Source organism: Oceanicola sp. 502str15 (assembly GCF_024105635.1).
GTDB lineage: Bacteria > Pseudomonadota > Alphaproteobacteria > Rhodobacterales > Rhodobacteraceae > Vannielia.
Map to the genome: position 1 here is coordinate 2,726,205 of NZ_WYDQ01000001.1, position 26,405 is coordinate 2,752,609.

General features: G+C 67.0%; 24 protein-coding genes. 10 read left to right on the plus strand and 14 right to left on the minus strand.

The features are described 5' to 3' along the window. The first annotated feature begins 19 nt into the window (after window positions 1–19). Both GTH22_RS13270 and GTH22_RS13275 read left to right on the plus strand, forming a co-directional pair. Entirely contained in the window at window positions 20–916 is an 897-nt protein-coding gene (locus GTH22_RS13270; protein WP_252945819.1) for a rhodanese-related sulfurtransferase, read from the plus strand. Next, entirely contained in the window at window positions 913–1,488 is a 576-nt protein-coding gene (locus GTH22_RS13275; RefSeq protein ID WP_252945821.1) for a hemerythrin domain-containing protein, read from the plus strand. The genes GTH22_RS13270 and GTH22_RS13275 overlap by 4 nt, the downstream gene beginning before the upstream one ends. A gap of 12 nt (window positions 1,489–1,500) precedes the next feature. Here GTH22_RS13275 and GTH22_RS13280 read toward each other — a convergent pair whose 3' ends face one another. Continuing rightward, the gene (locus GTH22_RS13280; RefSeq protein WP_252945823.1) at window positions 1,501–2,265 is read right to left on the minus strand and encodes an HpcH/HpaI aldolase/citrate lyase family protein; all 765 of its coding nucleotides are present in this window, start codon (window positions 2,263–2,265) and stop codon (window positions 1,501–1,503) included. Between the two features lie 150 nt (window positions 2,266–2,415). Here GTH22_RS13280 and GTH22_RS13285 point away from each other — a divergent pair, with 150 nt between their 5' ends. After that, window positions 2,416–3,369, plus strand: coding sequence for a hypothetical protein (locus GTH22_RS13285; RefSeq protein ID WP_252945824.1), 954 nt, complete (start codon window positions 2,416–2,418; stop codon window positions 3,367–3,369). Here the strand turns inward: GTH22_RS13285 and GTH22_RS13290 are convergent. Further along, on the minus strand, window positions 3,366–4,424 hold the full coding sequence (locus tag GTH22_RS13290; protein ID WP_252945826.1) for a bifunctional transcriptional activator/DNA repair enzyme AdaA: 1,059 nt from the start codon (window positions 4,422–4,424) through the stop codon (window positions 3,366–3,368). The two genes, GTH22_RS13285 and GTH22_RS13290, sit on opposite strands and share 4 nt — an antisense overlap. A 146-nt stretch (window positions 4,425–4,570) precedes the next feature. Here GTH22_RS13290 and GTH22_RS13295 point away from each other — a divergent pair, with 146 nt between their 5' ends. From GTH22_RS13295 to GTH22_RS13310, 4 genes are read left to right on the plus strand one after another with little or no spacing between them, the layout of a single operon-like run. Beyond that, entirely contained in the window at window positions 4,571–5,995 is a 1,425-nt protein-coding gene (locus GTH22_RS13295; RefSeq protein WP_252945828.1) for a cytochrome ubiquinol oxidase subunit I, read from the plus strand. 3 nt (window positions 5,996–5,998) lie between these two features. Further along, the gene (gene cydB, locus GTH22_RS13300) at window positions 5,999–7,030 is read left to right on the plus strand and encodes a cytochrome d ubiquinol oxidase subunit II (RefSeq protein ID WP_252945829.1); all 1,032 of its coding nucleotides are present in this window, start codon (window positions 5,999–6,001) and stop codon (window positions 7,028–7,030) included. Then, complete coding sequence (locus GTH22_RS13305) at window positions 7,030–7,125, plus strand: DUF2474 family protein (protein ID WP_252945831.1); 96 nt, start codon at window positions 7,030–7,032, stop codon at window positions 7,123–7,125. Before cydB ends, GTH22_RS13305 begins: the two co-directional genes overlap by 1 nt. A gap of 8 nt (window positions 7,126–7,133) precedes the next feature. After that, the gene (locus GTH22_RS13310; protein WP_252945833.1) at window positions 7,134–7,571 is read left to right on the plus strand and encodes a thioesterase family protein; all 438 of its coding nucleotides are present in this window, start codon (window positions 7,134–7,136) and stop codon (window positions 7,569–7,571) included. A 5-nt stretch (window positions 7,572–7,576) separates the two neighbouring features. Here GTH22_RS13310 and GTH22_RS13315 read toward each other — a convergent pair whose 3' ends face one another. Further along, window positions 7,577–8,161 (minus strand): YdeI family protein, encoded by a 585-nt coding sequence (locus GTH22_RS13315; protein ID WP_252945835.1) that lies wholly within the window; start codon window positions 8,159–8,161, stop codon window positions 7,577–7,579. Window positions 8,162–8,273: 112 nt separating this feature from the next. Between GTH22_RS13315 and GTH22_RS13320 the strand changes: the two genes are divergently transcribed. Then, window positions 8,274–9,431: a winged helix-turn-helix domain-containing protein gene (locus GTH22_RS13320; protein WP_252945837.1), complete on the plus strand. Its 1,158-nt coding sequence runs from the start codon at window positions 8,274–8,276 to the stop codon at window positions 9,429–9,431. Window positions 9,432–9,452: 21 nt separating this feature from the next. On the opposite strand, the gene gyrB is transcribed toward GTH22_RS13320, so the two are convergent. The 11 genes from gyrB to GTH22_RS13375 form a co-directional block, all read right to left on the minus strand. After that, entirely contained in the window at window positions 9,453–11,870 is a 2,418-nt protein-coding gene (gene gyrB, locus GTH22_RS13325; RefSeq protein WP_252945839.1) for a DNA topoisomerase (ATP-hydrolyzing) subunit B, read from the minus strand. 74 nt (window positions 11,871–11,944) lie between these two features. Next, the gene (locus GTH22_RS13330) at window positions 11,945–15,142 is read right to left on the minus strand and encodes a caspase family protein (protein ID WP_252945841.1); all 3,198 of its coding nucleotides are present in this window, start codon (window positions 15,140–15,142) and stop codon (window positions 11,945–11,947) included. A 48-nt stretch (window positions 15,143–15,190) separates the two neighbouring features. Further along, a complete protein-coding gene (locus GTH22_RS13335) occupies window positions 15,191–15,811 on the minus strand; it encodes a LysE family translocator (RefSeq protein ID WP_252945842.1) in 621 nt (206 codons plus the stop codon). Next, window positions 15,808–16,326, minus strand: a complete 519-nt coding sequence (locus GTH22_RS13340) for a DUF1697 domain-containing protein (protein WP_252945844.1) — start codon at window positions 16,324–16,326, stop codon at window positions 15,808–15,810. The genes GTH22_RS13335 and GTH22_RS13340 overlap by 4 nt, the downstream gene beginning before the upstream one ends. Beyond that, a complete protein-coding gene (gene recF, locus GTH22_RS13345) occupies window positions 16,323–17,441 on the minus strand; it encodes a DNA replication/repair protein RecF (protein ID WP_252945846.1) in 1,119 nt (372 codons plus the stop codon). Before recF ends, GTH22_RS13340 begins: the two co-directional genes overlap by 4 nt. Window positions 17,442–17,472: 31 nt before the next feature. Next, window positions 17,473–18,591, minus strand: coding sequence for a DNA polymerase III subunit beta (gene dnaN / locus GTH22_RS13350; protein WP_252945848.1), 1,119 nt, complete (start codon window positions 18,589–18,591; stop codon window positions 17,473–17,475). A 147-nt stretch (window positions 18,592–18,738) separates the two neighbouring features. Continuing rightward, window positions 18,739–20,169 carry a chromosomal replication initiator protein DnaA gene (dnaA, locus tag GTH22_RS13355; RefSeq protein ID WP_252945850.1) on the minus strand — a complete coding sequence of 477 codons (1,431 nt, stop codon included), beginning with the start codon at window positions 20,167–20,169 and terminating at the stop codon, window positions 18,739–18,741. 570 nt (window positions 20,170–20,739) lie between these two features. After that, entirely contained in the window at window positions 20,740–21,006 is a 267-nt protein-coding gene (gene rpsT / locus GTH22_RS13360) for a 30S ribosomal protein S20 (RefSeq protein ID WP_252945853.1), read from the minus strand. 178 nt (window positions 21,007–21,184) lie between these two features. Continuing rightward, the gene (locus tag GTH22_RS13365; RefSeq protein WP_252945855.1) at window positions 21,185–21,961 is read right to left on the minus strand and encodes an enoyl-CoA hydratase; all 777 of its coding nucleotides are present in this window, start codon (window positions 21,959–21,961) and stop codon (window positions 21,185–21,187) included. Between the two features lie 65 nt (window positions 21,962–22,026). After that, window positions 22,027–22,890 (minus strand): bifunctional DNA-formamidopyrimidine glycosylase/DNA-(apurinic or apyrimidinic site) lyase, encoded by an 864-nt coding sequence (gene mutM / locus GTH22_RS13370; RefSeq protein ID WP_252945857.1) that lies wholly within the window; start codon window positions 22,888–22,890, stop codon window positions 22,027–22,029. Window positions 22,891–22,951: 61 nt separating this feature from the next. Further along, complete coding sequence (locus GTH22_RS13375) at window positions 22,952–23,650, minus strand: hypothetical protein (protein ID WP_252945859.1); 699 nt, start codon at window positions 23,648–23,650, stop codon at window positions 22,952–22,954. Between the two features lie 84 nt (window positions 23,651–23,734). Between GTH22_RS13375 and ubiE the strand changes: the two genes are divergently transcribed. Together ubiE and ubiB are read left to right on the plus strand one after the other, a co-directional pair. Then, window positions 23,735–24,487, plus strand: a complete 753-nt coding sequence (gene ubiE / locus GTH22_RS13380; RefSeq protein ID WP_252945861.1) for a bifunctional demethylmenaquinone methyltransferase/2-methoxy-6-polyprenyl-1,4-benzoquinol methylase UbiE — start codon at window positions 23,735–23,737, stop codon at window positions 24,485–24,487. Between the two features lie 6 nt (window positions 24,488–24,493). After that, window positions 24,494–26,026 carry a 2-polyprenylphenol 6-hydroxylase gene (gene ubiB, locus GTH22_RS13385; protein ID WP_252945863.1) on the plus strand — a complete coding sequence of 511 codons (1,533 nt, stop codon included), beginning with the start codon at window positions 24,494–24,496 and terminating at the stop codon, window positions 26,024–26,026. Window positions 26,027–26,405 lie beyond the last annotated feature (379 nt).

Genomic DNA, 26,405 nt, shown 5'->3' on the forward strand with positions numbered 1-26,405 from the left:
GAGCGCTATGCCGCGCCCCATGTTCACCGTCGCCGCGCTCTACAAGTTTGCCCCCTTCCCCGACCCCGCCGCGCTGCAGGGGCCGCTGAAGGCGCTCTGCGAGGCCAAGGGGCTCTGCGGCTCGCTGCTGCTCGCGCCCGAGGGGATCAACGGCACAGTCGCCGGGCCGCGCGCCGGGATCGACGCGCTGATTGCGCATATCAAGACACTCCCGGGCTGCGCGGACCTTGAATGGAAGGAAAGCGAGGCACCCGAGCGCCCCTTCCGCCGCATGAAGGTGCGCCTCAAGCGCGAGATCGTCACCCTCGGTATCGAGGGCGTGGACCCGACGGCCTCGGTCGGCACCTATGTGGCCCCCGCCGAGTGGAACGCGCTGATCGACGCGCCCGACGTGGCGGTGATCGACACCCGCAACGATTACGAGGTCGCCATCGGAACCTTCGAGGGCGCCGTTAACCCCGAAACCGCGAGCTTCGGCGAGTTTCCGGCCTGGTGGCAAGCCAACAAGGCGCAGTTCGACGGCAAGCGGGTGGCGATGTTCTGCACCGGCGGCATCCGCTGCGAGAAATCCACCAACTACCTGAAGTCGCAGGGGGTTGAAGAGGTGTTCCACCTTCAGGGCGGCATCCTGAAGTATCTCGAAGAGGTGCCGGAGGCGACCAGCCGCTGGAACGGCGAGTGCTATGTCTTCGACAGCCGCGTCTCGGTTGGCCACGGGCTGACACCGGGCGACTACCGGCTTTGCCACGCCTGCGGGCGTCCGGTTTCAGCCGCCGACCGTGACGCCCCCGCCTATGAGGAAGGCGTGCAATGCCCGGCCTGCGTGGGCGAGTATTCCGCCGAAGACCGCGCCCGCTTCCGCGAACGCCAGCGCCAGCTTGCACTCGCCCGCACCCGCGCTAACTCCGCGCAATGACACCAGATCCCACCCTGAACCTGCCAGACCGCGAGACCCTGCCCGATGCCCTGCGCATCCTGCTCGCCGACTACCCGCGCGACACGTGGGAAGCCCACCCGCATTTTGCCGGGCTCGTCGAATTCTGGCTCGACCGCCACCTGATGTTCCGCAAGCTGCTGGGCCTGCTTAACACCGAAACCCAGAGCCTGCTCGACGGCGCAGACCCGGCCCGCTTCGGCACCGCGCTGCCACGCTATGGCGGGATGCTGCTGCAACAGCTCCACGGCCACCACCAGATCGAAGACCAGCACTACTTTCCGATTCTCCAGCAGAAGGCGCCGGGAATCGCGCGCGGGTTCGAGCTGATGGAGGCCGACCACGTGCAACTCGATCCGGCGCTGGCCGCGTTTGCCGACACCGCCAACGCGGCCCTCAGCAAGATCGCCGAAGGCGGCAATGCCAAGGACAGCGTCGCGCCCTTTGCCGCTTCGCTGGAAAGCCTCGGCAAGCTGCTCGACCGTCACCTGACGGACGAAGAAGAGCTGGTGGTGCCGGTCGTGCTCAAGCTCGGCCCCGACACCATCGGCTGAGCGGCCCCCGGATCAGCCGGTGAAACGCTCCCGCGCCGCAATCGCGCCCGCCCGCAGGATGGACGCATCGAGCGTCACGGCCACAAACACCGCGCCCGCCTCCTCGGCCTCCTTCTGGAAGGTCGGGTCCAGCGTCAGGATGCCGGGCGCCTTGCCCGCCGCCTTGATCCGCCGGATGCCATCGCAGATCGCCGCCTTCACCTCCGGGTGGGTCGGCTGACCGGCATAGCCCATCGAGGCGGCAAAATCCGCAGGGCCGATGAACACACCGTCAACGCCATCGACCGCCGCAATCTCGTCGGCCTGCTCCATCGCCTCAACCGTCTCGATCTGCACCAGAAGGCAGATCTCGCGCTCGGCGTTCTGGATGTAATCCTTCACCGCGCCATAGCGGCTGGCCCGGGTGGTGCCGCCCACGCCGCGCACGCCCTTGGGCGGGTAGCGCACGTGCTTCACCGCAAGCTCGGCCTCTTCCACGCTCTGCACATAGGGAATCAGCAGCGTCTGCGCGCCCTGATCGAGCAGGCGCTTGATCTCCAGCATGTCGTTCCAGCCGGGCCGTGCGATGGTGCTCACCGGGTAGCCACCGGCGGCCTGCATCAGTGGCAGGAGGCCCGGAATCGTCACCGGGGTGTGCTCGCTGTCGAGCAGGATCCAGTCGTACCCGGTGCCCGCAAGCAGCTCGACCACGCTCGGATCGGGGATCGTGTTCCAGATGCCAACCTGCAAGCGGCCCTCTGCGATTGCGGCCTTGAAGGCATTTTTCGGCATGTCCATGGTTCTCTCCCTGCTCCGTCCGAGTGGACTATCCGCGATCCGCCCGCCGATGCCAAGCCGATGTGACACCGGGATAAAATCGCCCACACTCCGCCACATTGACGCCCCGCGCCGCCGCTACGCCGGAGGCCCAATAAGAAAGGGTGCACATTGTCGGAAAATCTCTTCTGGGCCTGGCACATGCCCTATCGCCTCATGCGCCTTCGTCGCCGCATCGTTGCATTTTCCGCCCTGCCGCTTCTGGGGGCCGCCGCTTCGGTTGCCCTGCATCCGGGCACCGCGCCGCTGGGTGATCCGCTGACCCTTGTGATCATCATGGCGCTCTGGACCGGGCTGGTGGTCTGGCACCACGCCACCTTTCCCGGCGGCTGGACAGAAGCGCTGCCGATGACCGTGATGTTCACCGCCCTGCTCGCCACCACCGGCGGGATGGCGCTGCCAGCCGAGGGCCCGGCGCTGATGGACCCGCAGGTGCAATGGCAGATCCTGCGCTTTCTCCTGACCTTCCTTGCCGGCACCTTCCTGCTGGTCTGGCTCCTGCCCACGGCCCTTGTCGCCCTGCCCAACCGCACCTTCCGCACCCGCCACAGCACATGGGCCCCGGTCGCGCCCGAGCTGCTGGAGGCCGCCATGGTCATGCGCCCCGGCGAGACCAAGGGGCACCACCGCTGCGGCCAGCCCGATGCAGACGGCTTCTTTCCGGTCTGGTTCACCGCCAACTTTCCCGATGACGAAACCTTCGAGCCCTGCGAGCGCGAGATGGGCTATAAAGCCCGCGTGGTGGAAGAGGCCGACGGCGGCCTGCTCACGCAGTGCATCCTGCCCGAGAGCGGCTCCAGCTCCGTCGCACACCAGCGGTTCATCCCCGAGCAATGCGGCACGCGCTACGAGATTGAAGAGGTGCACGACAACTTCAACCACTTCACCCGGCTGCTCTTCTGGCTCGATGATGCGCAGGAAGACTATGTGACCGCCTTCGTCGACGAGATCGAAGGGCACCCGCCCCGCGCCATCAAGTTGCAGGTGCAGGACATGTTGCTCTCCCGCCTCGCAGGCTGGATGGTGAGGAATGATCTCGCCGGGCCGAACGCGGGCAAAAACTAGGCCGCCCGCACCGCAAAACCGCGCTCCAGCGCAATCAGCCGCTCCTTGCGCCACAGCCCGCCGCCGTATCCGGTCAGGCTGCCATCGGCACCGATGACCCGGTGGCAGGGGATGATCAGCGCAAGCTGGTTGGCCCCGTTGGCCCGTGCCACGGCCCGCACCGCCTGCGGCCTGCCAATCGCCTCGGCCACCTGACTGTAGCTGCGGGTCTGCCCCGCCGGGATCTCGCGCAGCGCGGCCCAGACCGCGCGGGTGAACTCCGAGCCGTGCAGCGCCAGCGGCGTGCCGAACTCCGCGCTCTGCCCGGCAAAGTAGCGCCCCAGTTCCGCCGCCACCTGCTCGGTCGGGGCCGGGCGGCCAAAGCCGAGCGATCCCTTGGCCTGCGCGTGCAGCCGTTGCAGCTCTCGCGGCAGGGCCTTGCGCCCGACGAACTCCAGTAGGTGCAGCGCCCGCGCATCGCTGACCGCGACCATCGGCCCGAGGGCCGTGTCGATCCAGTCGGCCATCAGCAGCGGGCGCCTGTCGAACGCGCCCGGCGCCACGCCCAGCATCCGCCCGAAGGCGGCGCGAAAGGCCGAGGCGCTCTCGAACCCGGCGTCGATCTGCGCCTCGATCACCTTGCCGCCCTCGCCCAGCACCTCCAGCCCGGCAAGCAGACGCCGCTGCCGGGCCATCTCCAGAAAGGTGGTGCCAAAGGCCCGCTTGAAGGCACGGCGCACCGTCGAAGGGTCAAACCCCTCGGCCGCCACATCGGCCTCGCTCCAGCGCCGCGCCGGATCGGCGGCCAGTGCCTCCAGCAGCGCGGTCACGGTTGGCTCATCGGTCAGGGCCTTCAGCGGCTTGCAGCGCTTGCAGGCGCGATAACCCGCTTCGATGCAAGCCTGCGCCGTCTCGCGAAACTCGCAGTTCTCCCGCAGCGGCTTGCGCGCCGGGCAGGTCAGGCGGCAGAAAATCCCGGTCGAGCGCACGCAAACCAGCGCCCGCCCTTCATAGCTCCCGTCACGCGCGACAAGGGCGGCATAGAGCGTGTCATCATCTGGCAATCTGAACAACATGGCCCCAGCCTAGCCCGCGTGCGTGGCGCCCGCAGCCGGAAATCGGGCGCCTATTTTCATCCCTGCGGCAAAGCGGCACTCTGTCTCGACGCCCTGTGCCGTTAACCTACCTTCGAACCGAACCGAAACAGACATCCAAGAGACCCATGTTCGAAGCCTTCGACGCCGTCTTCCTGGCCCGCCTGCAATTCGCCTTCACGGTGTCATTCCACTTCCTGTTCCCGGCCTTCACCATCGGCCTGGCCTCCTACCTTGCGGTGCTCAACGCACTCTGGCTCTGGACCAAACAGGAACGCTTCCTCAACCTCTTCCGTTACTGGGTGAAGATCTTTGCCCTCGCCTTCGCCATGGGCGTCGTTTCGGGCATCGTCATGAGCTACCAGTTCGGCACCAACTGGTCGGTCTTCTCCGACCGTGCCGGGCCGGTGATCGGCGCGCCGATGGCCTACGAGGTGCTCTCGGCCTTCTTCCTCGAAGCGGGCTTCCTCGGCATCATGCTGTTCGGTCGCGACCGGGTGGGGCCGGGGCTGCACATGGCGGCCACGGGCATGGTGGCGCTCGGCACCTTCTTTTCGGCCTTCTGGATCCTGTCGGTGAATTCGTGGATGCACACGCCCGCAGGCTTCGAGATCGACGCCGAAACGGGGCAGTTCCTGCCGACCGACTTCTGGCAGGTCATCTTCAACCCTTCCTTCCCCTACCGGCTCGCCCACACCGTCACGGCGGCCTATCTGACCACCGCGTTCATCGTCGGCGGCGTCGGGGCCTTTCACCTGCTGCGCCACCGCAGACGGGGCGAGCTGGCCAGCAACGAGAGCCGCACCATGTTCTCGATGGCCATGTGGATGGCCGCCATCGTCGCGCCGATCCAGATCTTCCTCGGCGATGCCCACGGGCTGAACACGCTGGAGCACCAGCCGGTGAAGGTCATGGCGATGGAAGGCCACTACGAAAGCCACCCTGACGGCGCCCCGCTCTACCTCTTCGGCTGGCCCAATGACGAGACGCAAACGCTCGACTACGCCGTGGGCATCCCCAAGCTGTCGTCGTTGATCCTCAAGCACAGCCTCGATGCCCCGCTCGACGGCCTCGATACCGTGCCGGACGAAGACCAGCCGCCCGTGTTCATCGTGTTCTGGGCCTTCCGCATCATGGTCGCCATCGGCTTTGCCATGCTGGGCATCGGCCTCTGGTCGCTCTTCGCCCGCGTCCGGGGCCGACTTTTCGACTGGCCCATGCTCCACCGCGCCGCCATGCTCATGGGCCCCTCCGGCCTGATCGCCGTGCTGGCGGGCTGGGTCACGACCGAGGTCGGCCGGCAGCCCTTCACCGTCTACGGCCTGCTGCGTACCGCCGACAGCGCCGCCCCCCTCGCGGCGCCTGCCGTCGGGGCTTCGCTGGTGGCCTTCATCGTGGTCTATTTCGCCGTCTTCGGCGCAGGCACTTGGTATATCCTGCGCCTCATGGGCCACGAACCCAGCCCGGCCGAACCGCGCCTGAAGGATGTGGCCACCGGCCCCACCCGCGCCGCAGGCCGCTCACCCGTGCCCGACGCGCCCAAGGAGGAATGAGCCATGCCCCTCGCTGAAGGTGTCTCCTTCGACCTCACCGTGATCTGGGCCTTCATCATTGCCTTCTCGGTGCTGGTCTACGTCGTGCTCGACGGCTTCGACCTCGGCCTCGGCATGCTCTTTGCGCTGGAGCCAAAGCGAAGGGACCGCGACGTGATGATGAACTCGGTCGCCCCGGTCTGGGACGGCAACGAGACTTGGCTGGTCATGGGCGGCGGCGGGCTGTTCGCGGCCTTTCCGCTGGCCTACGCGCTGATCCTCCCGGCGATCTACGCGCCGATCATCGCCATGCTGCTTGCGCTCGTGTTCCGCGGCGTGGCCTTCGAGTTCCGCTGGCGCACCGAGCGCTTCAAACCGCTCTGGGACGTGGCCTTCATCGGCGGCTCGGCGCTGGCCGCGCTGTCGCAGGGCGTGGCCCTCGGCGCCATCCTTCAGGGCATCGAGATCGACGAGGCCGCCCGCGCCTACTCCGGCGGATGGTGGGACTGGCTCACCCCCTTCTCCCTCACCGTCGGCCTGGCGGTCATGGTCGGCTACATGCTGCTTGGCGCCTGTTGGCTGGTTCTCAAGACCTCGGGCGACCTGCAGAACCGGATGCGCCGTTGGGCCATGCTCTTTGCCCCGCTCACCGTGGGCTTCATCGCCATCATCAGCCTCTGGACGCCCTTCCTGCAGGAAGGCTACTACGCCCGCTGGTTCTCCGGCTGGGGCTGGGGCCTTGCCGCCGCGGTCGCGGCCCTCACCGCCGCCGCCTTCTTCGGCCTCATCACCCGGCTGCGCATGGCCGCTGCCGAAACCTCGCCCTTCCTGCTGGCCCTGCTCCTCTTCACCCTCTGCTTCGGGGGGCTCGGGGTGTCGATGTTCCCCTACATCGTGCCCACCGAGGTCACGATCTGGGAGGCCGCCGCGCCCGAGGCGAGCCAGGTCTTCATGCTGATTGGCGCCGGTATCCTGATCCCGGTGATCCTCGCCTACACCGCCTTCGCCTATTGGGTCTTCCGCGGCAAGATCGACCCGGACAAGGGCTACCACTGATGCGCCGCATTGCGTGGTTTGTGGCGCTCTACGCCGGGGCGGTGCTGGCGCTCGGCCTCGTCGCCCTTGCCATCCGCGCCGCTCTCGGTCTCTGATCGGGCGCATGAAAGCACCGCCTGCAACCCGCGCCGACTACGCCCAGCTTGCCACCCACGAGACCCGCTGGAAGGACATGGACCCCTACGGCCATCTCAACAACGTGGCCTATTACGAGCTGTTCGACACCGCCGTGAACGCATGGCTCATCCGCGCCGGGCTGCTCGATGTGCTCCATGGCGACCAGATCGGCGTGATGGTCGAAAGCGGCTGCCGCTTCCACTCCGAGATCCGCTTTCCCGAGCCCGTCACCTCCGGCATCCGCATCGCCCGGATCGGCACCAGCTCGGTGCGCTACGAGGTCGGCCTCTTTGCCGGCGACAGCGCGGCCGCCGCTGCCGAGGGCTTCTTCGTTCACGTCTACGTCGACGCCGCAACCCGCCGCCCCAAGCCCCTCAGCGACACCCTCCGCGCCGGCCTGTCACCGCTGCTTTCGGGCGGCTGACCCGCTCAATCGTGCATTCCCTGGCCCGCGAGGATCGCCTCCCGCGCCTTCCCGATCCGCCGCTCCCGCGTCGCCGCCTGCTTGGCCCCACCAAAATGCAGCGCCCAGCCCCGCCGCCGCCCCGGCGTCAGCGCCTCCCAAGCCTCGCGCAGCGCATCATCGCCCGCCAGGGCTTCCTCCAGCTCCTCCGGTAGCGGGAAGTCATCCGGCGGCAGCTCCACCCGCCGCCCCTCCTCCACCAGCCGCACCGCCTGCGCCACGAAGCCCTCGATCGCGCCCCGCGCCGCCTCCACCTCGTCCACCGAGCCAAATTCCATCACCCGCGCCGCCCGGCTGTTCTCTCCCGGCTTCACCAGAAGCCCCTCCGGATCCTCCAGAAGCACGCCCCGAAAGAACGACAGCACGCAGCGCCCGCCGTAGCCCCCGGGCATCGCCACATTCGCTCCCTTCCACACGTAGCAGGGCTGCCGCCACTTGAAGGTCTCGTCCAGCGGCCCTGCAAGCAGGATCGCCCTCAACGCCTCCATCTCCGCCTTCCAGCTCTCCCGCTTGCCGTAGTAGACCCCGGCCCGCCGATCCTCACTGCCCATGCAACCTCCGTAGGGCGGGACTTGTCCCGCCATCCCGCAACCAGAGCGCAACCGCCCCGAAATGTCAGCAACCGGATTGCAAACCGCCACCGCCCGGCCCAATCCTGCCGCCATGACCGCGCTCACCATTTCCAACGCCCAGGCCCGCGCCCTCTGGCTCTCCGCCCACGGCCTCGCCACCCCGCCCACCGGCAAGCTCGACGCGCCGCAGATCATCCGCGATCTCGGCTTCGTCCAGCTCGACTCGATCCAGATCGTCAGCCGCGCGCATCACCACATCATGTGGTCGCGCAATGCCAACTACCGCGAACCGATGATGGACAGGCTGCTGGGCAAACAGCGCGCCGTCTTCGAGCATTTCACCCACGATGCCTCCGTCCTGCCGATGGAGTTTCTGCCCATGTGGCAGCGCCAGTTCACCCGGATGCGCGAAAAGATCTCCCGCTCCGGCTGGTGGGGCAAGATCGACCCGGGCCTGCTCTCTTCCGTCAAGGCCCGCGTGGCGGAGGAAGGCCCGCTCTGCACCCGCGATTTCGAGCATGTCCAATCCGGCCCCAAGGAGATGTGGCAGCGCCCGCCGCACAAGCGCGCGTTGGATTTCCTTTGGTTTTCCGGGGAGTTGGCCACCTGCCACCGCGAAGGCTTCACCAAGCACTACGACCTTGCCGAGCGCGTCTTTCCCGCGCACCTGCGCGAACAGAAAGTGCCTGACGAACAGCAGATCGACTGGCTCTCCCGCGCCGCGCTCCACCGCATCGGCTTCGGCACCCAGGGCGAGATTCGCAAGTTCTGGGATGCCACCACGGTTGCAGAAACCGCCCGCTGGGCCGAAGGCGCAAGCGATCTGGTGCCGGTCGAGGTGGAGGCCGCAGGGGGCGGCACCTTCAAGGCCCTCGCCGCGCCCGACATCGAGGCAAGGCTGGAGGCCCTGCAGGCCCCCACCTCCCGCCTGCGCATCCTCAACCCCTTCGACCCGGCGATCCGCGACCGCACCCGCCTGCGCCGCCTCTTCGGCTTCGACTACACCGTGGAAATGTTCGTCCCCGCCGAAAAGCGCCAATGGGGCTACTACGTGTTTCCACTGCTCGAAGGGTCGCGCCTCGTCGGAAGGCTCGAGGCCAAGGCCGACCGCAAGGCCGGCACGCTCACCGTCATGAACCGTTGGACAGAGCCCGGCGTGCGCCCCTCGCAGGCCCGCGACGACAAGCTGGATGCCGAGCTGGCAAGGCTCTGCCGCCTCGCCAATCTCGAAACCGTGCAACATCTGTAGGGTGGGTGAAACCCACCGCCGCTAGAAGTCGAGGTTTTCCACGTTCAGCGCGTTCTGCTGGATGAACTCGCGACGGGGTTCCACCACGTCGCCCATCAGCTTGGTGAAGAGGTCGTCGGCCTCGGCCAGATCCTCGACCTTCACCTGCAACAGCGTCCGGGCATCCGGGTCCAACGTGGTTTCCCAGAGCTGCTCGGGGTTCATTTCGCCGAGGCCCTTGTAGCGTTGCAGCGTCAGCCCGCGCTCGCCTTCTTCCAGAATGGCTTCCAGCAGCTCCAGCGGCCCGTGGATCGGCGTCTCCCGATCCTTCCGGCTCAGCGAACCGGTCTGGCGGTAGACGTCGCGGTTTTCTTCCGCCACCTGCGCCAGACGCCGGGCCTCGCCCGAGCGCAGCACGGCGCCGTCGAGCGTGCGGATCTCTTCCACACCCCGAAGGATGCGGGCCAGCCGAATGCCGTGGTCCTGCGTGATCCGGCCCTGCCAGCCACGCTCGTATTCCACCGCCACCTGGTCGAGCCGCGCCGCAATTGCGTCGGCCACGGCCTGAAGGTCGGCATCTGCGCGGCCCGGCTCGAAGGCGCCCGCGAGGGCGGCCTGCTCCAGAATGCGCGTCGGGTAATGGGTCGGGAAGGCCTGAAGGATGCGGCGGAAACTCCGCGCCGCATCGGCCACCCGGGCCAGGTCCTGCCCGGCAATCTCCTCGCCGCTCGGCAGCCGCAGCACCGCGCCCTCCACGCCCTGCGCGATCAGGTAGTCTTCCAGCGCGGGCACATCCTTGAGGTACACTTCCGAGCGTCCGCGCGCGACCTTGTAGAGCGGCGGCTGCGCAATGTAGAGATAGCCGCCCTCGATGATCTCCGGCATCTGCCGGTAGAAGAAGGTGAGGAGCAGCGTACGGATATGCGCGCCGTCCACGTCCGCATCGGTCATGATGACGATCTTGTGGTAGCGCAGCTTCCCGATGTTGAACTCGTCGCGGCCAATCCCGGTGCCCAGCGCGGTGATGAGCGTGCCCACCGTCTCCGACGAGAGCATCCGGTCAAACCGCGCCCGCTCGACGTTGAGGATCTTGCCTCGCAGCGGCAGAACCGCCTGATTGCTCCGCGCCCGGCCCTGTTTGGCAGAGCCACCGGCGGAGTCACCCTCGACGATGAAGAGCTCCGATTTGCTCGGGTCCTTTTCCTGGCAGTCGGCCAGCTTGCCGGGCAGGGAGGCCACGTCCATCGCGGTCTTGCGCCGGGTCAGCTCGCGGGCCTTCCGGGCAGCCTCGCGGGCCAGCGCGGCCTCGACGATCTTGCCGACGATCTGGCGCGCCTCCGCGGGGTTCTCCTCGAACCATTCCGCCAGCTTCTCGTTCACCAGCCCCTCAACGGCGGGCCGCACCTCGGAAGAGACCAGCTTGTCCTTGGTCTGGCTCGAGAACTTCGGGTCGGGCACCTTCACCGAGAGCACGCAGGTCAGCCCCTCGCGGGCATCGTCGCCGGTGAAGTTGATCTTCTCCTTCTTGGCGATGCCGGAGGAGGAGGCATAGAGGTTGATCGTGCGGGTCAGCGCGCCCCGGAAGCCCGCCATATGGGTGCCGCCGTCGCGCTGGGGGATGTTGTTGGTAAAGGGCAGCACCGTCTCGTGGTAGCTGTCGTTCCACCACATCGCCACTTCCACGCCGATGCCGTCCTTCTCGCCCACCATGAAGATCGGCTCTTCCATCACCGCCGACTTGTGCCGGTCGAGGTACTTGACGAACTCGCGCACGCCGCCCTCGTAAAACAGCTCGCTTTCCAGCGCCTCCGCCGGGCGCTCGTCGCGCAGCAGGATGCGGACGCCCGAGTTGAGGAAGGCCAGTTCCCGCAGCCGGTTTTCCAGCGTCTTGAAGCTGTATTCAAGGTTCGAGAAGGTGTCCGTCGAGGCCAGAAACCGCACCTCGGTGCCCTTCCGGCCATCGGCATCGCCCACAACCTTCAGCGACTCCGCCGTGAAGCCGCCTTCAAACCGCGCCACGTGTTCCTTGCCGTTGCGCCAGATGCGCAGCTCCAGCCAGTCACTCAGCGCGTTGACGACCGAAACGCCAACCCCGTGCAGACCGCCCGACACCTTGTAGGAGTTGCTGTCAAACTTACCGCCCGCGTGGAGCTGGGTCATGATGACCTCGGCCGCCGAAACCCCCTCTTCGGGGTGCATGTCCACCGGAATCCCGCGTCCGTTGTCGCTGACGGAAACCGAATTATCGGCATGCAGCGTCACGGTTACGCGGTCAGCATGACCGGCCAGCGCCTCGTCGATGCCGTTGTCGACGACCTCATACACCATATGGTGCAGGCCCGAGCCATCGTCGGTATCCCCGATATACATGCCGGGGCGTTTGCGAACCGCCTCCAAGCCTTTGAGAACCTTGATGGAATCTGCGCCGTATTCTTCGGGTGCCTGTGGGTTTTCGGCCATGCCGCCTGTCCGTTGTTGTTGTGCCGGATTTATAGTCGGTCAGGGCAGGGATGTCACGCGGATGACACAGGTTTTCAGGGCTGATTTTCCGGGGTTTTCCCGGCCTCGAGAGCGGCGATGCGCTGGCGCATTTCATCGCGCCAGCCGGCGTCCTCCTCGCTGAGCGCGCCGCGCTCCTCCATCCGGTCCAGAACCTTCACCCCAGCGCGATAATGCTCCAGTGGTGTCTCCCCCAGTTCGGCCAGTTGGAAGTGGCTGACAAAGAGCGCGCGGGTGATGCCCATGTCCTGCGGGATTTCCTCCAGCAGCTTCACCCGGCGCGCCATGGCAAGGTGGTGCTCGGCAATCGCCGCCGCCGTCTGCCCGGTCTCCGCGAGCACATTGGCGATCAGCTCATGGCTCACGCTCACGAGGTATTCCACGTGATAGCGGTTGGCCCCGGTCGCCAGCAGGTCTTCGCGCCGGCGCAACGCCTCGCGGTGGTGGCGCAGCGCCTCTTCGGGCCGCTCGCTCCAGCGGGCAAAGTCGCCCCAGAGCGCCTCGGTGAAGGCGCCCCAATAGGCGGCCTCGTAATTTTCGCCATCCGCGAGAACCGCGTCGAACAGGGTGAGCGCATCGGCAAACCAGGTTTCGATCTGATCGCTGCGGTTCAGCCGCGTCTCCGCCTCCGCCAGCCGCATCAGCGCCATGGCCAGCTCACCTCGCCGGTCGGGTCGGCCAAGCTCTTGCGCGGTCAGGCTGCGGATCACCTGCACCAGCTCGTTCTGCGTTTCGGCCGCGCCCTCCCAATAGCCCAGCCCGATCTGCACATCGCCCAGCCGGTGCAGGTTCTGCGCATGGCGGGCCTTGGAGCGCAGGCTGTCGGACTGGAAGGAGGCCAGCAGGCTCGAGTAATCCGCCGCCACCGCGTAGTCGTCCAGCGCCACCTCGGGCTTGCCCCGCCGCGCGGCAAGCTGGCCCCGGGCGGTGTGCATGTCGGCATAATCCCACATCCAGACCACGTTGGCGCTGTTCAGCTCAAACAGCGCATCCATCGCCGCAATCGCCTCGGCGTAGAGATCGAGGGCGCTGTCCCACTCATTCTCGAAGCTCTGCTGGGTGGCATAGAGCGCGCGGGCCTTGGCCAGCTCAAACTTGTAGTCGGCATTGCCCGGATCGAGCGCGGTGAGCGGTTCAAGCAGGCCGATGGCATCGGTCAGGCTCCTCGTGGCGGCGGCGTGGTCAAGCTCGCGCATCTGCGCATCGCCAAGGCTGGCAAGCGCGGCGGCATAGCGCTGCCGCACCTCCACCACCTGCGGGTCCTTCTCGTAGAGCACCCGCAGAAACTCGACCATCCGCTCGAGGTAAGCCCGCGCGGTGGTGAACTCGAGGTCGTCCAGTGCCGCCCGCCCCGCCTTGGTGCCGATCCGCCCGATCTGCAACGCCACCCTCGCCTGCCCGGCGTTGACCCGCGACCCGTCGCCAAACAGCTCCAGCCCCTTCCAGAACGTCTCGAAAGCCTCGGCAGGCTTGCCCACCGCCATCTGCGCATCGCCCAGCCGCTCGTAGCTCGCGGAGAGGTTCAGCAGGTCTTCCATCTCGCTCGGGCGTTCGGGCAGCACGGCGATGATGCGCTCGGTGGCGCGGGTGTAGGTCTTCAGCGCCGCGCTGTAACCGCCCAGCGCCATGGCCGTATCGCCCACCGCCACCTCGGCCTGCCAGAGATCCAGCTCGTGCTGGCGCGGATCGGCCTTTGAATCGCCCCGCCCCAGCGCCACCACGGCCTCGGCAAAGCTGTCGATCGCAAGGTCAAACCGGCCGCCTGCCATATGGGCGTAGCCGATGTTCATATGGGCCAGAAAGACAAAGCGCGCGGCCTCCGGCGAGGGGGCAATTGCCTCCAGCACCTGTGCGGCGGCGAGCATCTCGGTGAAGGCGGCCAGCGCGCCCGCCCCATCGCCGGTGAGGCGACGCAGCTCGCCCAGCTCGCGGGCCACGTCGATCCGGGCGCGGCGGTGCTCTTCTTGCGTCACCAGCCCGGCCAGTTCCACGTGCAGCTCAGAGGCCCGCGCCAGGGCATCAATCGCCTCGCCGTAATCCAGTCGGGTGCGGGCAAACCCCGCCTTCAGCACCAGCGTGTCGGCCTCCGACAGGCGGCGCGACACGAGGTTGGCGGCCAGCGCATCGCCCGAGGCGCGGTCGCGCGCGATCGCCTTGTCGAGCGTGTCGAGCGCGCCGGTGAAATCACCCAGCGATAGCTGGCTTTCGGCCACGTCGCGCAGCTCCGCCACCTCGCCATCGGAGGCCGAAAGGCTGCGCAGTTGCGCCTGCGTCTCGTTGAAGGCCCGCGCCGCCTCGGCCAGCTTCTCGCCCCGCTCGGTGGGCGAGGCATCGGCCAGCTCCGCAGCCAGAAGCGCGCCGTAGATCGGCGCCAGCGGCACCTGCGCATCGCTCGCCACCTGCTCCACCTCGGCCCGCAGATCGGGCGTGAGGTCGGCCATCGCCAGAAGCAGCCGCTCGCGCTCGGGCAGATCATCCGACTGCCCGGCGGCGAAGAACAGCCGCGGCAGGGCGCTCTCCACGTAGGGCAGTTGCGCGCCCCTTGTGCGGTCATAGACCTCCTGCTGCACCAGCGTCAGCACCGAGCGCACCTCCAGCCCGGTGGTAGAAAGGTGGCGAGCCAGCGCGGCGGCAAAGGGCGAGTTGCTGCCCTCCCCATCCAGCGCCACCGCCCCCGGCGCGGTGGAAAAGCCGATCAGCGTGCCCTCGGCCCGGGGCACGGCGGCAAAACCCGGCGCCTCTCCCGCCTTCAGCGCAATCGCCGCCCGCCCGTCCGTCGCGCCCTCGAAAGGGTCGACCCGGCAGGCATCCACCAGCACCACCGCCACCGGCGCAATCCGGGCCACCCGGCTGCGGATGTCGCCAAGGCTCAGGGAGGTTTCCATCAGCGTCTCGAGGCTTTCGCCAACGCCATCCACCGGCAGCAGCCGGTTGTCGCCGCCCACCTCGAACCCATGACCGGCAAAATAGACCACCGCCACGTCGGCGCCCTCGCCGTCATACTCGAGGTCTTCCAGCGCCCGCTCCATCCGCCGCTTGTCACGGTTGCGCTCATAGGCCACCTCGAAGCCCAGCGCCTCCAGCGCCGCGCCCACGGTGTCGGCATCATTCGCCGCGTTGCGCAGCGGGCGCATCGCCTCGTAGCGGTCATTGCCGATCACCAGCGCCACCCGCTTTTCAGCGAGCGCAGGCAGGGCGGCGAGGCAAAGGATGACGAGGACAATCAGGCGCATCGCCCGCAGAATACCGGCCAAGCCCCTGAAGGGAAGTGACGTTTTCCGTCAGGTAAAGGGAATGACGAGGCCCACCGCCATCAGCAGGCTCCCGGCGACGATATTGGTGCGCTTCAGCGCCTTGGGCGAGGCCAGCAGGCGACGGGCGCGGTCGATCATCAGCGCAAAGCCGAGGTTGCCCACCAGCGGGATCACCGCCGAGAGCGCGGTGATCGCGGCCACATCGCCCCATGTCGCCTGCGTCAGGTCAAAGAAGCCCGGCAGCACGCCCATGTAGAACAGGATCGCCTTGGGGTTGCCCAGGATCACCGCCACCCCGGCGGCAAAACCGGCCCACATGCCGGGCCGGGTCAGGCGGCTGTCGGTGGCGATGGACTTGCCCGCGTTTCGCAGGATCAGCGCCCCCATGACGAGGAAGATCGCCGCCGCGACCCATTTCAGCGCCGTCATGAAGCCGGCGAACACCACCGTCACCCAGGTGATCCCGTAGATCGCGAGGAACGGCCAGAGCACATCGCCCACCACCACGCCAAAGGCCAACGGCCATGCGGCGCGAAAGCCCCCCGAAAGGGCGCGGGCAGTCAGCGCCATCCAGACGGGGCCGGGGGTAAGGAAGAGGATCAGCAGCCCGAAGGCATAGAACCCGAGTTCAGCGAGGGTGATGGTCATGGTGCGTCCAGCATTTCGGCGAGCTTCGCCACGGTCGAGAAATTGCGCGCCGTGGCAGGCGTGCCCAGCAGCCGCTCCACCTTGGCCGGAAACTTCGACTTGCCCATGCCGTTCGGCGCATGGAAGTAAAGCACCCGCCCCGCCAGCTCGGCCCGCTCGCCGTTGTCCAGCGCCTGCTCCACCGCCAGCATGTCCGCCGCGGGCTGGCGGGCGCAGAAGAAGTAATGCAACAGCTTCGGCTCTGCCCGCGCCTCCTGGAACGTGTCCGCCTCCAGCGCGGCACGAAACTCCTCCGCCGCGATCACAAGGCACTCCGGCCGAAACCCGTGCGCCGCCTCGATCGCCCCGGCAATCTCCTCGGCCTTCGGGGCCTGCGCCAGCACCACGTTGCCCGACTGGATGTAGGTCTGCACCTCGCGGGCCCCCAAGCCTTCCAGCAAGGCCCGCAGCTCCGCCATCGGCAGCTTGCCATGGCCGCCCACGTTGATGCCCCTGAGCAGCAGAACCGATCTCATCCCGTGACCTCCCGCAGCGCCGAAACCCCGGCCTCTTCCGTCACCTCGAAATGCTGCGCCTTGCCGCCCAGTTCCTCGAACAGCTCGGCCCCGGTGCCGGTCATGAAGGCCTGCGCGCCCAGCCGCTCGATCTCGGCATAAAGCGCCGCCCGCCGCCCCGCGTCCAGATGCGCCGCAACCTCGTCGAGCAGCAGCAGGGGCGGGGCGCCGAAGTCTTCGGACAGCGCGCGGGCATTGGCGAGGATCAGCGAGAGCAGCAGCGCCTTCTGCTCGCCCGTCGAGCAAAGCCGCGCCGGGGTGGCCTTTGCGATATAGGTGGCGTCCAGATCGGCCCGATGCGGCCCGGTCAGGGTGCGTGTCGCCGCAAGGTCGCGCGCCCGCCCGTCCGCCAGCGCCGCCGTCAGCGCCGCGGCATCGCCGGGCGTATCGCAGGCAGGCTCCGGGTGGGTCAGCACCAGTTCGGCCGCCGGAAAGGCGCTGTCGGCCACATCCTGCGCCGCCGCCAGCCGCACCAGCGCCTCTTCGCGGTGGCGATGAATGCGCGCGCCCTCCTCGCCCATCCGCTGCTCGAGCGCGGCATACCAATGGGCGTCGCGCACCATGTCTTTCAGCAGCCGGTTGCGCTCGCGCATGGCCTTCTCATAGGCCAGAACCGCCTCGCCATGGGCCGGCTCGAAGCTCAGCACGATCCGGTCCAGAAACCGCCGCCGCCCCTCGGCGCCCTCGATCCACAGCCGGTCCATCGAGGGCACCAGCCAGACCACCCGCGCCAGCCGCCCCAGCGCCACCTGCGCCGCCGCCTTCCCGTCGATCTTCACCGACCGCCCGGACGCGCCCGCCTCGGCCCATGTCTCAAGCTCGTGAATATGCCCCAACGAGGCCAGCTCCGCCTTCACCTTCCAGCCCAGCCGCTCCGGGGCCCGCGCCATCTCTTCCGCGCTCGCCCGCCGCAACCCGCGCCCGGGCGAGAGCAGCGACACCGCCTCCAGCACATTGGTCTTGCCCGCCCCGTTCGGCCCCCAGAGGGCCACGGGCCGGCCATCCAGCACCAGCTCCGCCCGGCGGTGCGAGCGGAAATGTGAGAGGGTCAGCGAGGTGAGGGCGAGGCGGGGCATGGGTGCCGCGCGGGCCGGGGCCCACGCTCCATCAGACCCGCATCGGCATCACGACATAGAGCGCCGAGGTGTCGGAGCCTTCGCGCATCAGCGTCGGATCACCGGCGGAGTTGAACAGGAACACCGCGTTCTCCCGGTCCACCTGGCTTGCGATCTCGGTGAGATACTTGGCGTTGAAGCCGATCTCGAGGTGCTCATCGCCATAGGCCACCGCCAGCTCGGCCGAACCGGCGCCACTGTCGGGCGAATTGACCGACAGCACCAGCCGGTCTTCGTCGAGCGAGAGTTTCACCGCCCGCGACCGCTCGCTGCTCACCGTCGACACAAGGTCGACCGCCTTGGCAAACTCGGCGGCGTCCACTTCGAGCCGCTTGGTGTTGCCGGTCGGGATGACGCGGGTGTAATCGGGGAAGGTGCCGTCGATCACCTTGCTCGTCAGGGTGATCTCGGGCGTGGCAAAGCGCACCTTGGTCTCGCTGACCGATACGGCGATCTGGGTTTCATCGTCTTCCAGCAGCTTGCGCAGCTCGCCCACCGTCTTGCGGGGCACGATCACGCCGGGCATGGTCTCGGCGCCCTGGGGCAGAGGCGCATCCACGCGGGCCAGCCGGTGGCCGTCGGTCGCCACGCAGCGCAGCGCCTGGCCGTCTTCTCCGGTGGCCACATGCATGTAGACGCCGTTGAGGTAATAGCGCGTCTCCTCGGTGGAGATCGCAAACTTGCTCTTGTCGAACAGGCGGCGCAGCGTGGCGGCATTGGCGCTGAAGTTGGCACCATATTCACTCGACGCCATCACCGGAAAATCCTCTTTCGGCAGGGTCGCAAGCTGGAAGTTCGAGCGCCCGGCCTCCACCGTCAACCGGCCTGCCGCGCTGTCATCGGAAAGCTGCACCTGCGCCCCGTCGGGGAGCTTGCGCACGATCTCGTGCAGCGTCACGGCGCTCACCGTGGTGGCACCCGCCTTCTCGACCATGGCCGGAGCCTTGTCGACCACCTCGATATCGAGGTCCGTGGCTCTGAACTGCACGCCATCGCCCTCGGCCTCGATCAGCACGTTGGCGAGGATCGGAATGGTGTTGCGGCGCTCAACGACCGACTGCGCCTGCGCGATGGCCTTCAGCAGAACGGCCCGCTCGATCGAGAATTTCATTGCTCTGTCCCCCATGGTGCCGGGAGGCGCAGACTATGCAAATCCCCCCCGACGGCAAGTTGTTTCTCGCAGTTTCGTGAGTTTTCGGGGAGCGTCAAGAGCACCCCCGGACACGGGCGAAGGGTGGGGTGTGCCCCACCGCGCGCCCTAGGCTTCCAGCATCCGCTTCAGCATCTCGATATCGTCGGCCAGGCCGCTGTCGGTCTGCACCAGCTCCTCGATCTTGCGGATCGCGTAAAGCACCGTCGTGTGGTCGCGATTGCCAAAGCGGCGGCCGATCTCGGGCAGCGAGCGCGAGGTCATGCCCTTGGCAAGAAACATCGCCACCTGGCGCGGGCGGGCAATGGTGCGGTGCCGCTTGGGGCCGGTCATGTCGGAGATGCGCACGTTGAAATGCTCGCACACCCGGCGCTGGATCTCCTCGATGGTCAGCTTGCGCTCGGAGGCGCGCAGCAGGTCGGCAAGGCACTCCTGCACCATGTCCAGCGTCACTTCGCGGCCCACAAGGTTGCCGAAGGCGAAGATCCGGGTCAGCGCGCCCTCGAGGGTGCGCACGTTGCCGGTGATGCGATGGGCGAGGAACTCCAGCACATGCTTGGAGATCTCGAGGTTGCCGTAATGGCTGCGGTAGAAATCGGCCTTCTGCTGAAGGATGCCGAGGCGCAGCTCGTAATCGGTCGGGTGCAGGTCGACGACAAGGCCGCTGGCCAGACGGCTGGCGATCCGGTCCTCGATCTTCTTGATGTCATGGGGCGGGCGGTCGGCCGAGATGACGATCTGCTTGTTCTGATCGGCCAGCGCGTTGAAGGTATGAAAGAACTCTTCCTGCGTGCTGTTCTTGCCGGCAAAGAACTGGATGTCATCGACCATCAGCACGTCGACCGAGCGGAAGGCCTGCTTGAACTCGTGCATCCCGTCTTCGCGCAGGGCGCGGACAAAGCGATACATGAACTGGTCGGACGACAGGTAAACCACCTTCTTCTCCGGGCAGTTCTCCTTCAGCGCCCAGGCGATGGCATGCATCAGGTGGGTCTTGCCGAGGCCGGAGCCGCCATAGAGGAACAGCGGGTTGAAGGTGAGCGGGCCACCCTCCGACACCCGCCGCGCGGCGGTATAGGCCAGCTGGTTGGGCTTGCCGACAACGAAGCTGTCGAAGTTGAAACGCTCGTCGAGGTTGGCGCCGGGCAGGTCATCGTCGGCCGTGCCGTTCTCGCCGGCGGTGCCATAGGCACCACGCCGACCGGGGCTTGCCGCAGCGGCGCGGGCGCCGCCAGCGGGGGCCGCCTGCACGTCGGCGGGCTGGGTCTCTTGGGCGGCGGCAGCAGCCGGTGCCTTGGACGAGGGAACCCGAAACTCCAGCCGGCGCACCTCGAGCCCGTCGCGGCTCATCTGCTTTACGATCGTGTCGGAGAAGTTGCGGCTCACCCAGTTGCCGAAGAAGTTCGTCGGAACCTCGAAATGCGCAACCCCGTCTTCAAGGCTGTTGAGTTTGAGCGGCTCGATCCACGTCTTGAAATTGTTTTGCCCGACTGTCGACTTGAGCGACTGGCTGACCTGGCCCCATCTGGTCTGTGGCATTATGACTGTCCTGTCCCATCTTATGTTTGTTCATCACTCAAACAAACCGCCCCTGCCTAATCCCGGCGGCCCGCACACCAACGGCCCACGCGCTCTGGGGTCAAGACAATGCCACTCCTTGGCCCGAAGCGGCATTCCGCACGGGCTGCTCGGCTGAGCAATCAAAAGGCAGACCATACGGGCGCAAGCTTTGCCCGTCGGCCAGTGACATCATCTTCGGACATGTTGTGTCAGCAGCAGAGAACCTCCAAAACGGCATGGCAGCCACTTTGTCAGAGCTCAATCGACAGCAACCCGTTTCATCCATTCGGTCCGGTGCAGCGCTTCCCCTGAAGCCCGGAACCCGGCTTGAAACGGCCATGTCCCCCCAAGGCGATGTGAATCGCAGGATTGGTGATAGCAAGCTGCCGCGCGCCCGGGCAACTGACCTTTTGACTTGACTCATCCTTTTTCCCGCCGAATCTGGCCACCCCTCTGAAGGACCTAGTTTTTATGGGCTTCCGGCATTGCGAGAACAAAAAAGGGCGCCGACCCGAAGGTGGCGCCCCTTGGTATAAATGTCGCAGCGACTCAGCTGCCGATGGACTTCACCCGGGCGCTGAGGCGCGAGATTTTCCGGGCAGCGGTGTTCTTGTGGTAGACGCCTTTGGTCACGCCGCGCATCAGCTCGGGCTGGGCTGCGCGGAGGGCGGCGGTGGCGGCATCCTTGTCACCGGAGGCGATGGCCTCCTCGACTTTGCGCAGGCTGGTGCGAATGCGCGAGCGGCGGGCTTTGTTGATCGCAAAGCGGCGCTCGTTCTGGCGTGCGCGTTTCTTGGACTGGGGCGAATTGGCCATGGTGTTTCTCTTTCGTCAGGTCGTGCATCAAAACTGGATTGCGCGGAAAGACCCGACCCCGGGTTCACAACCGGAAGATTCTGGCCAGAGCGGGCCTCACACGCATGTATCGGCGGGCATATACAGGCCCTGCCGCCGTTTGCAAAGGTAAATTGTGCCGCAGGGCGGGCCCGCCGCCCTACTTGTCGCGAAACTGCGGCTCGCGCTTTTCCAGGAAGGCCTTCATGCCCTCCTTCTGATCCTCGGTGGCAAACAGCCCATGGAACAGCCGCCGTTCAAACAGCAGCCCTTCCCGCATCGGCATCTCGTAGGCGCGGTTCACAGCCTCCTTGGCCGCCTTCACGCTGATCGCGGATTTCTCGGCAATCTTCTGGGCCGCGCTCATTGCCTCGTCGACCAGCTTCTTGGCGGGCACCACGCGGCTGACAAGCCCGCTGCGCTCCGCTTCCTCGGCATCCATGAACCGGCCGGTCAGATGCATGTCCATGCTCTTGGCCTTGCCGACGAACCGGGTCAGCCGCTGGGTGCCTCCGATCCCGGCGATGACGCCGAGGTTGATCTCGGGCTGGCCGAACTTGGCGGTATCCGAGGCAATGATGAAATCGCACATCATCGCCAGCTCGCAGCCCCCGCCCAGCGCATAGCCCGAAACGGCGGCGATGATGGGTTTGCGGCAGGAAAGGATGCGGTCAATCTCGGGGCCGAACATGTCGCCCGCAAAGACATCGACAAAATCCTTGTCGGCCATCTCCGAAATATCCGCGCCGGCGGCAAAGGCCTTCTCCGATCCGGTGATGACGATACAGCGCACCCCCTTGTCGCCATCGGCCTCCGACACGGCCGCGGCAAGCTCTCCGATGAGCTTGGCATTCAGGGCGTTCAGGGCTTCGGGGCGGTTGAGGCGGATGAGGCTGACATGGTCGGCGGTTTCGACGACAATGGTTTCATAGGCCATGAGGTGGCGGTCCTTTCGGTCGTGCCAAGCCTCCCTTTGTTAGCAGGGTCAGACCGCTCTGCAAGTTATCTTTGACATGTTCTGCAATAGAAGGTGGAGCGCCCCGATTGCACGATCCGGGCGATCTCGCCTGCGCAACCGGGGGTGGAGCACGGATGGCCCTCGCGGTCGTAGGCGGCAAAGCGGTGCTGAAAATATCCAAGCTCGCCAGAGGCTTGCCGGTGGTCGCGCAGGCTGGAGCCGCCCGCCTCTATCGCCTCGCCCAACACGTCCCGGATCGTCGGAACAAGGCTCGCCACCCGGCTTTCGCCAATCTTCCCGGCCTTGCGGACAGGTGAAATGCCGGTGCGGTGCAGTACCTCGCATACATAGATATTGCCCAGCCCGGCCACGATCTTCTGGTCGAGCAACGCCGATTTCACCGGGGTGTTACGGCCCCGGAAGGCGGCGATCAGATGCGCCTCGTTGAAGCTGTTGCCCAGCGGCTCCGGCCCCAGCTCTGCCAGCAGCCTGTGCGCCTCGGCCTGCGCCGTCGGGACAAGGTCCATCACCCCGAAGCGCCGCGCATCGTTGAAGGTGACCCGCGCGCCATTGGCCATGTCGAGCACCACGTGGTCATGCTTCTCCGGTGCCGGATGGGCGTGATGAAACACCCCCGGCGCCAGATCGAGCCCCTCGCCACTCACCCGCATCCGCCCGCTCATGCCAAGGTGAATCAGCAGCGTCTCGCCGCTGCTCAGATCGGCCAGGATATACTTGCTCCGCCGCCGCAGCCCCAGCACCCGCTGCCCGGTGAGCCGCTCGGCCATGCCCGGCGGAAACGGCCAGCGCAGGCCCTCCCGGTTCACCCGGGCCTCGGCGATTTCGATGTTCTCCATGGCGGGCAGCAGGCCGCGTCGCACGGTCTCCACCTCTGGCAGTTCGGGCATGTCGGCTCCGGGTCAGGCGTCAGACGCCAAACCTAGCCTCCCGCTCCCGGCCCGCAAGCCCTCAGGCGTAGCTGGCCTGCCCGCGAATATGCCGGCTGGCGAGGGTGAGAAAGTCGCTCATCCCCACCAGGTACTTCTGCACCCGCATCTTCTTGCCATCCGCAAACACCAGCCGATACACGCCCCGCCCCTCGTCCTTGAGGTCCACCAGCTCCTTCCAGGCCCGCTCGCGGCGAAACTGGATCAGGCTCTGCGAGATCAGCACATCCCGGTCATAGCGCAGCTCGTAGGAAAACACATGCGCCAGCGCCAGAAGCGCCATGCCCGCGATCAGCGGCGGCATCAGCGTGCTCATCATCTGGTCCGCCGGGTCGAAATTGAAGGCCATCGCAACGGCCAGCCCCGAGAACAGCACCGTCGAAAGCCGCAGCCCCCAGGTGGTGCGCATCACCGTGGCGTTCAGGCTCTGCTCCGCCGGTTTCGCCATCCCGCGCGAGGCCAGCAGGCCAATGTCGCGCTGCCCCATCACCCTTGCGCCAACCGTCCGCTCCACCTGCCGCCCCTCGACATCCTTCGGAGCGGTCATGCTCTCCAGCTTGCGCACCCCGGCACGGATCAGCAGGCCGGGAATAACGTAGAACACGGCCACATAGGCGACGATCACCAGCGCAACGGCCGCACCCGCCAGCATGACCGTGGCAACCGGATTGTCGAGGGCGGTGGCAAGCAGCCACATCCACATCCGTTCCGTATCATCCATGCCCGGCCTCCTGCGTTGCTTTGGCGCGTTTGTATCCGCGCGGAATTGCCTATATCCGGTTTGAGAACAGATTTGGGCAAACCCATGGCAGACGACGGAAAAACCACGCATTTCGGCTTCACCGAGGTTCCCGAGGCCGAAAAGGCCGGGAAGGTGCATGGGGTGTTTTCCTCCGTGGCCAGCAAATACGACATCATGAACGACCTGATGAGCGGCGGGATTCACCGCATCTGGAAGGACGCCATGATGGACTGGCTGGCCCCCCGCCCCGGCACCCGCCTGCTCGATGTGGCCGGCGGCACCGGCGATGTCGCCTTCCGCTATCTCACCCGCGCCGGCGAGGGGGCCACGGCCACGGTCTGCGACATGACAGAGGCCATGCTGATCGAGGGCCGCAAGCGCGCCGAGGCCGCCGACATGGCCGAACGGCTCGACTGGGTGGTGGGCGATGCCATGGCCCTGCCCTTCGAAAGCGGCAGCTTCGACACCTACACCATCTCCTTCGGCATCCGGAACGTGACCCGCATCGCCGATGCGCTCGCGGAGGCCTTCCGCGTGCTCCGCCCCGGCGGACGGCTCATGGTGCTGGAGTTCTCCCAGCTCCCCAACCCCCTGATGCAAAAGGCTTATGACGCCTATTCCTTCAACGTGATCCCGGGGCTCGGCAAGCTGGTGACGGGCGACCGCGACAGCTACCAGTATCTCGTCGAAAGCATCCGCAAGTTCCCGCCGCAGGAAGAATTCGCGTCGATGATCCGCACCGCCGGCTTCGAGCAGGTGAAATATCGCAACCTGACCATGGGCGTCGCGGCGCTGCACTCCGGCTGGAAGCTCTGAGGGGCGATGCGCGGACCTCACAACATCTGGCGGCTGATCCGCACCGGGGCGACCTTCGAGCGCACCGGGGCCATGGGCGTGGCGCTGGAGGCGATGGACGCGCCCCGGCCCCTGCGGGTGGCGGCGCGCGTGCTCGGCTGGCCGTTCAAATGGCTGGGGCTGAAGGGCGATCCGTCGCAGCCACCCGTCACACGCGCCCTCACCGCCCTCGGCCCGGCGTACATCAAGTTCGGCCAGATCCTCTCGACCCGGCCCGACGTGGTGGGCCCGGAACTGGCGCAGCAGCTCATGGTCCTGCAGGACAAGCTGCCCCCCTTCCCGCGTGATGAGGCGATCCGCGTCGTCGAGGCAGAGCTCGGCCAGCCCGTCGATGCGCTGTTTTCCGAGTTTTCCGAGCCCGTCGCGGCGGCCTCAATCGCCCAGGTCCACAAGGCGGTGCGGCTCGACGATGGCCGCGAGGTGGCGGTCAAGGTGCTGCGCCCCGGGATCGAGCGCGCCTTCGCCCGCGATGTCGATGCCTTCTATTTTGCTGCCGCCATGATCGAGGCGCTCTCGCCCGCGTCACGCCGGTTGCGCCCCCGCGATGTGATCGAGCATTTCGAAGGCGTGGTGGCCGGCGAGCTCGACATGCGGCTCGAGACCTCCGCCGCCTCCGAATTTGCCGAGAACACTGAGGGCGACGAGGGCTTCATCGTGCCCCGCCCCTTCTGGCCGCTCTCCTCGCGCCACGTGATGACGCTGGAATGGGCCGAGGGCTTTTCCCTGAACGACCTCGCCGCGATCGACGCCGCGGGCCATGATCGGGTCGCGCTCGGCGAACGCGTGCTCTCGCTCTTCCTGCGCCACGCCCTGCGCGACGGGCTGTTCCACGCCGACATGCATCAGGGCAACCTCAAGGTGGCCCCCGGCGGCGAGATCATCGCGCTGGATTTCGGCATCATGGGCCGGATCGACGAGTACACCCGCCGTGTCTATGCCGAGATCCTGATGGGGTTCATCCGCAAGGATTACAAGCGCGTGGCCGAGGTGCATTTCGAGGCCGGCTATGTTCCCGCCGACCGCGATGTCGACGAGTTCGCCCGCGCGCTCCGGGCCGTGGGCGAGCCGATCTTCGGCATGGATGCGACCCATATTTCCATGGCGCGGCTGCTCTCCTACCTCTTCGAGGTGACCGAGCGCTTCGGCATGGAAACCCGCACCGAGCTGATCCTGCTCCAGCGCACCATGGTCGTTGTCGAGGGCGTGGCACGCTCGCTGCATCCCAACATCAACATCTGGCAGGCCGCGCGCCCGGTGGTCGAAGACTACGTGAAGCGAAATGTCGGCCCCGCCGCCCTGCTCCACGACCTGAAGGAAACCGCCCGCGTCGCCGTCCGCTTCGGTCCCCGCCTCCCGGCACTCCTTGAACGCGCCCTCATCGCCCAGGCCACCCCGCCGCCGCCCCGCCCGCAAGGCGGAAAGCTGCTGCACCGGATCGGCTGGACCACCCTCGGCGCCGCTCTGGCGCTCTGCGCCGTGGCGCTGACCCGAGGCCTCTGACCTCTCCCCGACAGCCCTCACGGCGCTGTCGATGGCCTCGCGACGCGCGGCAAGCCCGGAAAATCGCGCCGCGCCAACCAGGCCAGACGGGCCCCAACGGCATGGTCCGGCACCGCTCGCCACACCGCGCCCTCTCATCAACATCCACCCAGTCCCGCTGAGCGAGCAATGCCTGCCCCGCCTGTTCCAGGCAGCGGGGCCCTTCCCGAGCGCGGCAAATCCCCGGTGCCTACCCGCAACCCAAAGCCGGCTAACCCGCCAGTCGCCGAGCGTTCGGACCTCTCTACCCGATATTTAACTGCCTGAAGTCCTGAAGCCCCGCGGACCAGCCATCTCCGACAGCATCCGCCCCAAGACCCAAACCCAAGGAGCCGTGGCG

Coding starts and splice junctions, on each gene's coding strand:
- GTH22_RS13290 (WP_252945826.1), bottom strand. CDS start 4,424: ATGTTGTTCAGATTGCCAGATGATGACACGCTCTATGCCGCCCTTGTC.
- rpsT (WP_252945853.1), bottom strand. CDS start 21,006: ATGGCCAATTCGCCCCAGTCCAAGAAACGCGCACGCCAGAACGAGCGC.
- ubiB (WP_252945863.1), top strand. CDS start 24,494: ATGCGCGGACCTCACAACATCTGGCGGCTGATCCGCACCGGGGCGACC.
- gyrB (WP_252945839.1), bottom strand. CDS start 11,870: ATGGCCGAAAACCCACAGGCACCCGAAGAATACGGCGCAGATTCCATC.
- GTH22_RS13330 (WP_252945841.1), bottom strand. CDS start 15,142: ATGCGCCTGATTGTCCTCGTCATCCTTTGCCTCGCCGCCCTGCCTGCG.
- ubiE (WP_252945861.1), top strand. CDS start 23,735: ATGGCAGACGACGGAAAAACCACGCATTTCGGCTTCACCGAGGTTCCC.
- GTH22_RS13315 (WP_252945835.1), bottom strand. CDS start 8,161: ATGGGCAGTGAGGATCGGCGGGCCGGGGTCTACTACGGCAAGCGGGAG.
- GTH22_RS13305 (WP_252945831.1), top strand. CDS start 7,030: ATGCGCCGCATTGCGTGGTTTGTGGCGCTCTACGCCGGGGCGGTGCTG.
- GTH22_RS13275 (WP_252945821.1), top strand. CDS start 913: ATGACACCAGATCCCACCCTGAACCTGCCAGACCGCGAGACCCTGCCC.
- GTH22_RS13310 (WP_252945833.1), top strand. CDS start 7,134: ATGAAAGCACCGCCTGCAACCCGCGCCGACTACGCCCAGCTTGCCACC.
- GTH22_RS13295 (WP_252945828.1), top strand. CDS start 4,571: ATGTTCGAAGCCTTCGACGCCGTCTTCCTGGCCCGCCTGCAATTCGCC.
- GTH22_RS13340 (WP_252945844.1), bottom strand. CDS start 16,326: ATGAGATCGGTTCTGCTGCTCAGGGGCATCAACGTGGGCGGCCATGGC.
- cydB (WP_252945829.1), top strand. CDS start 5,999: ATGCCCCTCGCTGAAGGTGTCTCCTTCGACCTCACCGTGATCTGGGCC.
- GTH22_RS13365 (WP_252945855.1), bottom strand. CDS start 21,961: ATGGCCTATGAAACCATTGTCGTCGAAACCGCCGACCATGTCAGCCTC.
- GTH22_RS13375 (WP_252945859.1), bottom strand. CDS start 23,650: ATGGATGATACGGAACGGATGTGGATGTGGCTGCTTGCCACCGCCCTC.
- mutM (WP_252945857.1), bottom strand. CDS start 22,890: ATGCCCGAACTGCCAGAGGTGGAGACCGTGCGACGCGGCCTGCTGCCC.
- recF (WP_252945846.1), bottom strand. CDS start 17,441: ATGCCCCGCCTCGCCCTCACCTCGCTGACCCTCTCACATTTCCGCTCG.
- GTH22_RS13270 (WP_252945819.1), top strand. CDS start 20: ATGTTCACCGTCGCCGCGCTCTACAAGTTTGCCCCCTTCCCCGACCCC.
- GTH22_RS13320 (WP_252945837.1), top strand. CDS start 8,274: ATGACCGCGCTCACCATTTCCAACGCCCAGGCCCGCGCCCTCTGGCTC.
- dnaA (WP_252945850.1), bottom strand. CDS start 20,169: ATGCCACAGACCAGATGGGGCCAGGTCAGCCAGTCGCTCAAGTCGACA.
- GTH22_RS13280 (WP_252945823.1), bottom strand. CDS start 2,265: ATGGACATGCCGAAAAATGCCTTCAAGGCCGCAATCGCAGAGGGCCGC.
- dnaN (WP_252945848.1), bottom strand. CDS start 18,591: ATGAAATTCTCGATCGAGCGGGCCGTTCTGCTGAAGGCCATCGCGCAG.
- GTH22_RS13335 (WP_252945842.1), bottom strand. CDS start 15,811: ATGACCATCACCCTCGCTGAACTCGGGTTCTATGCCTTCGGGCTGCTG.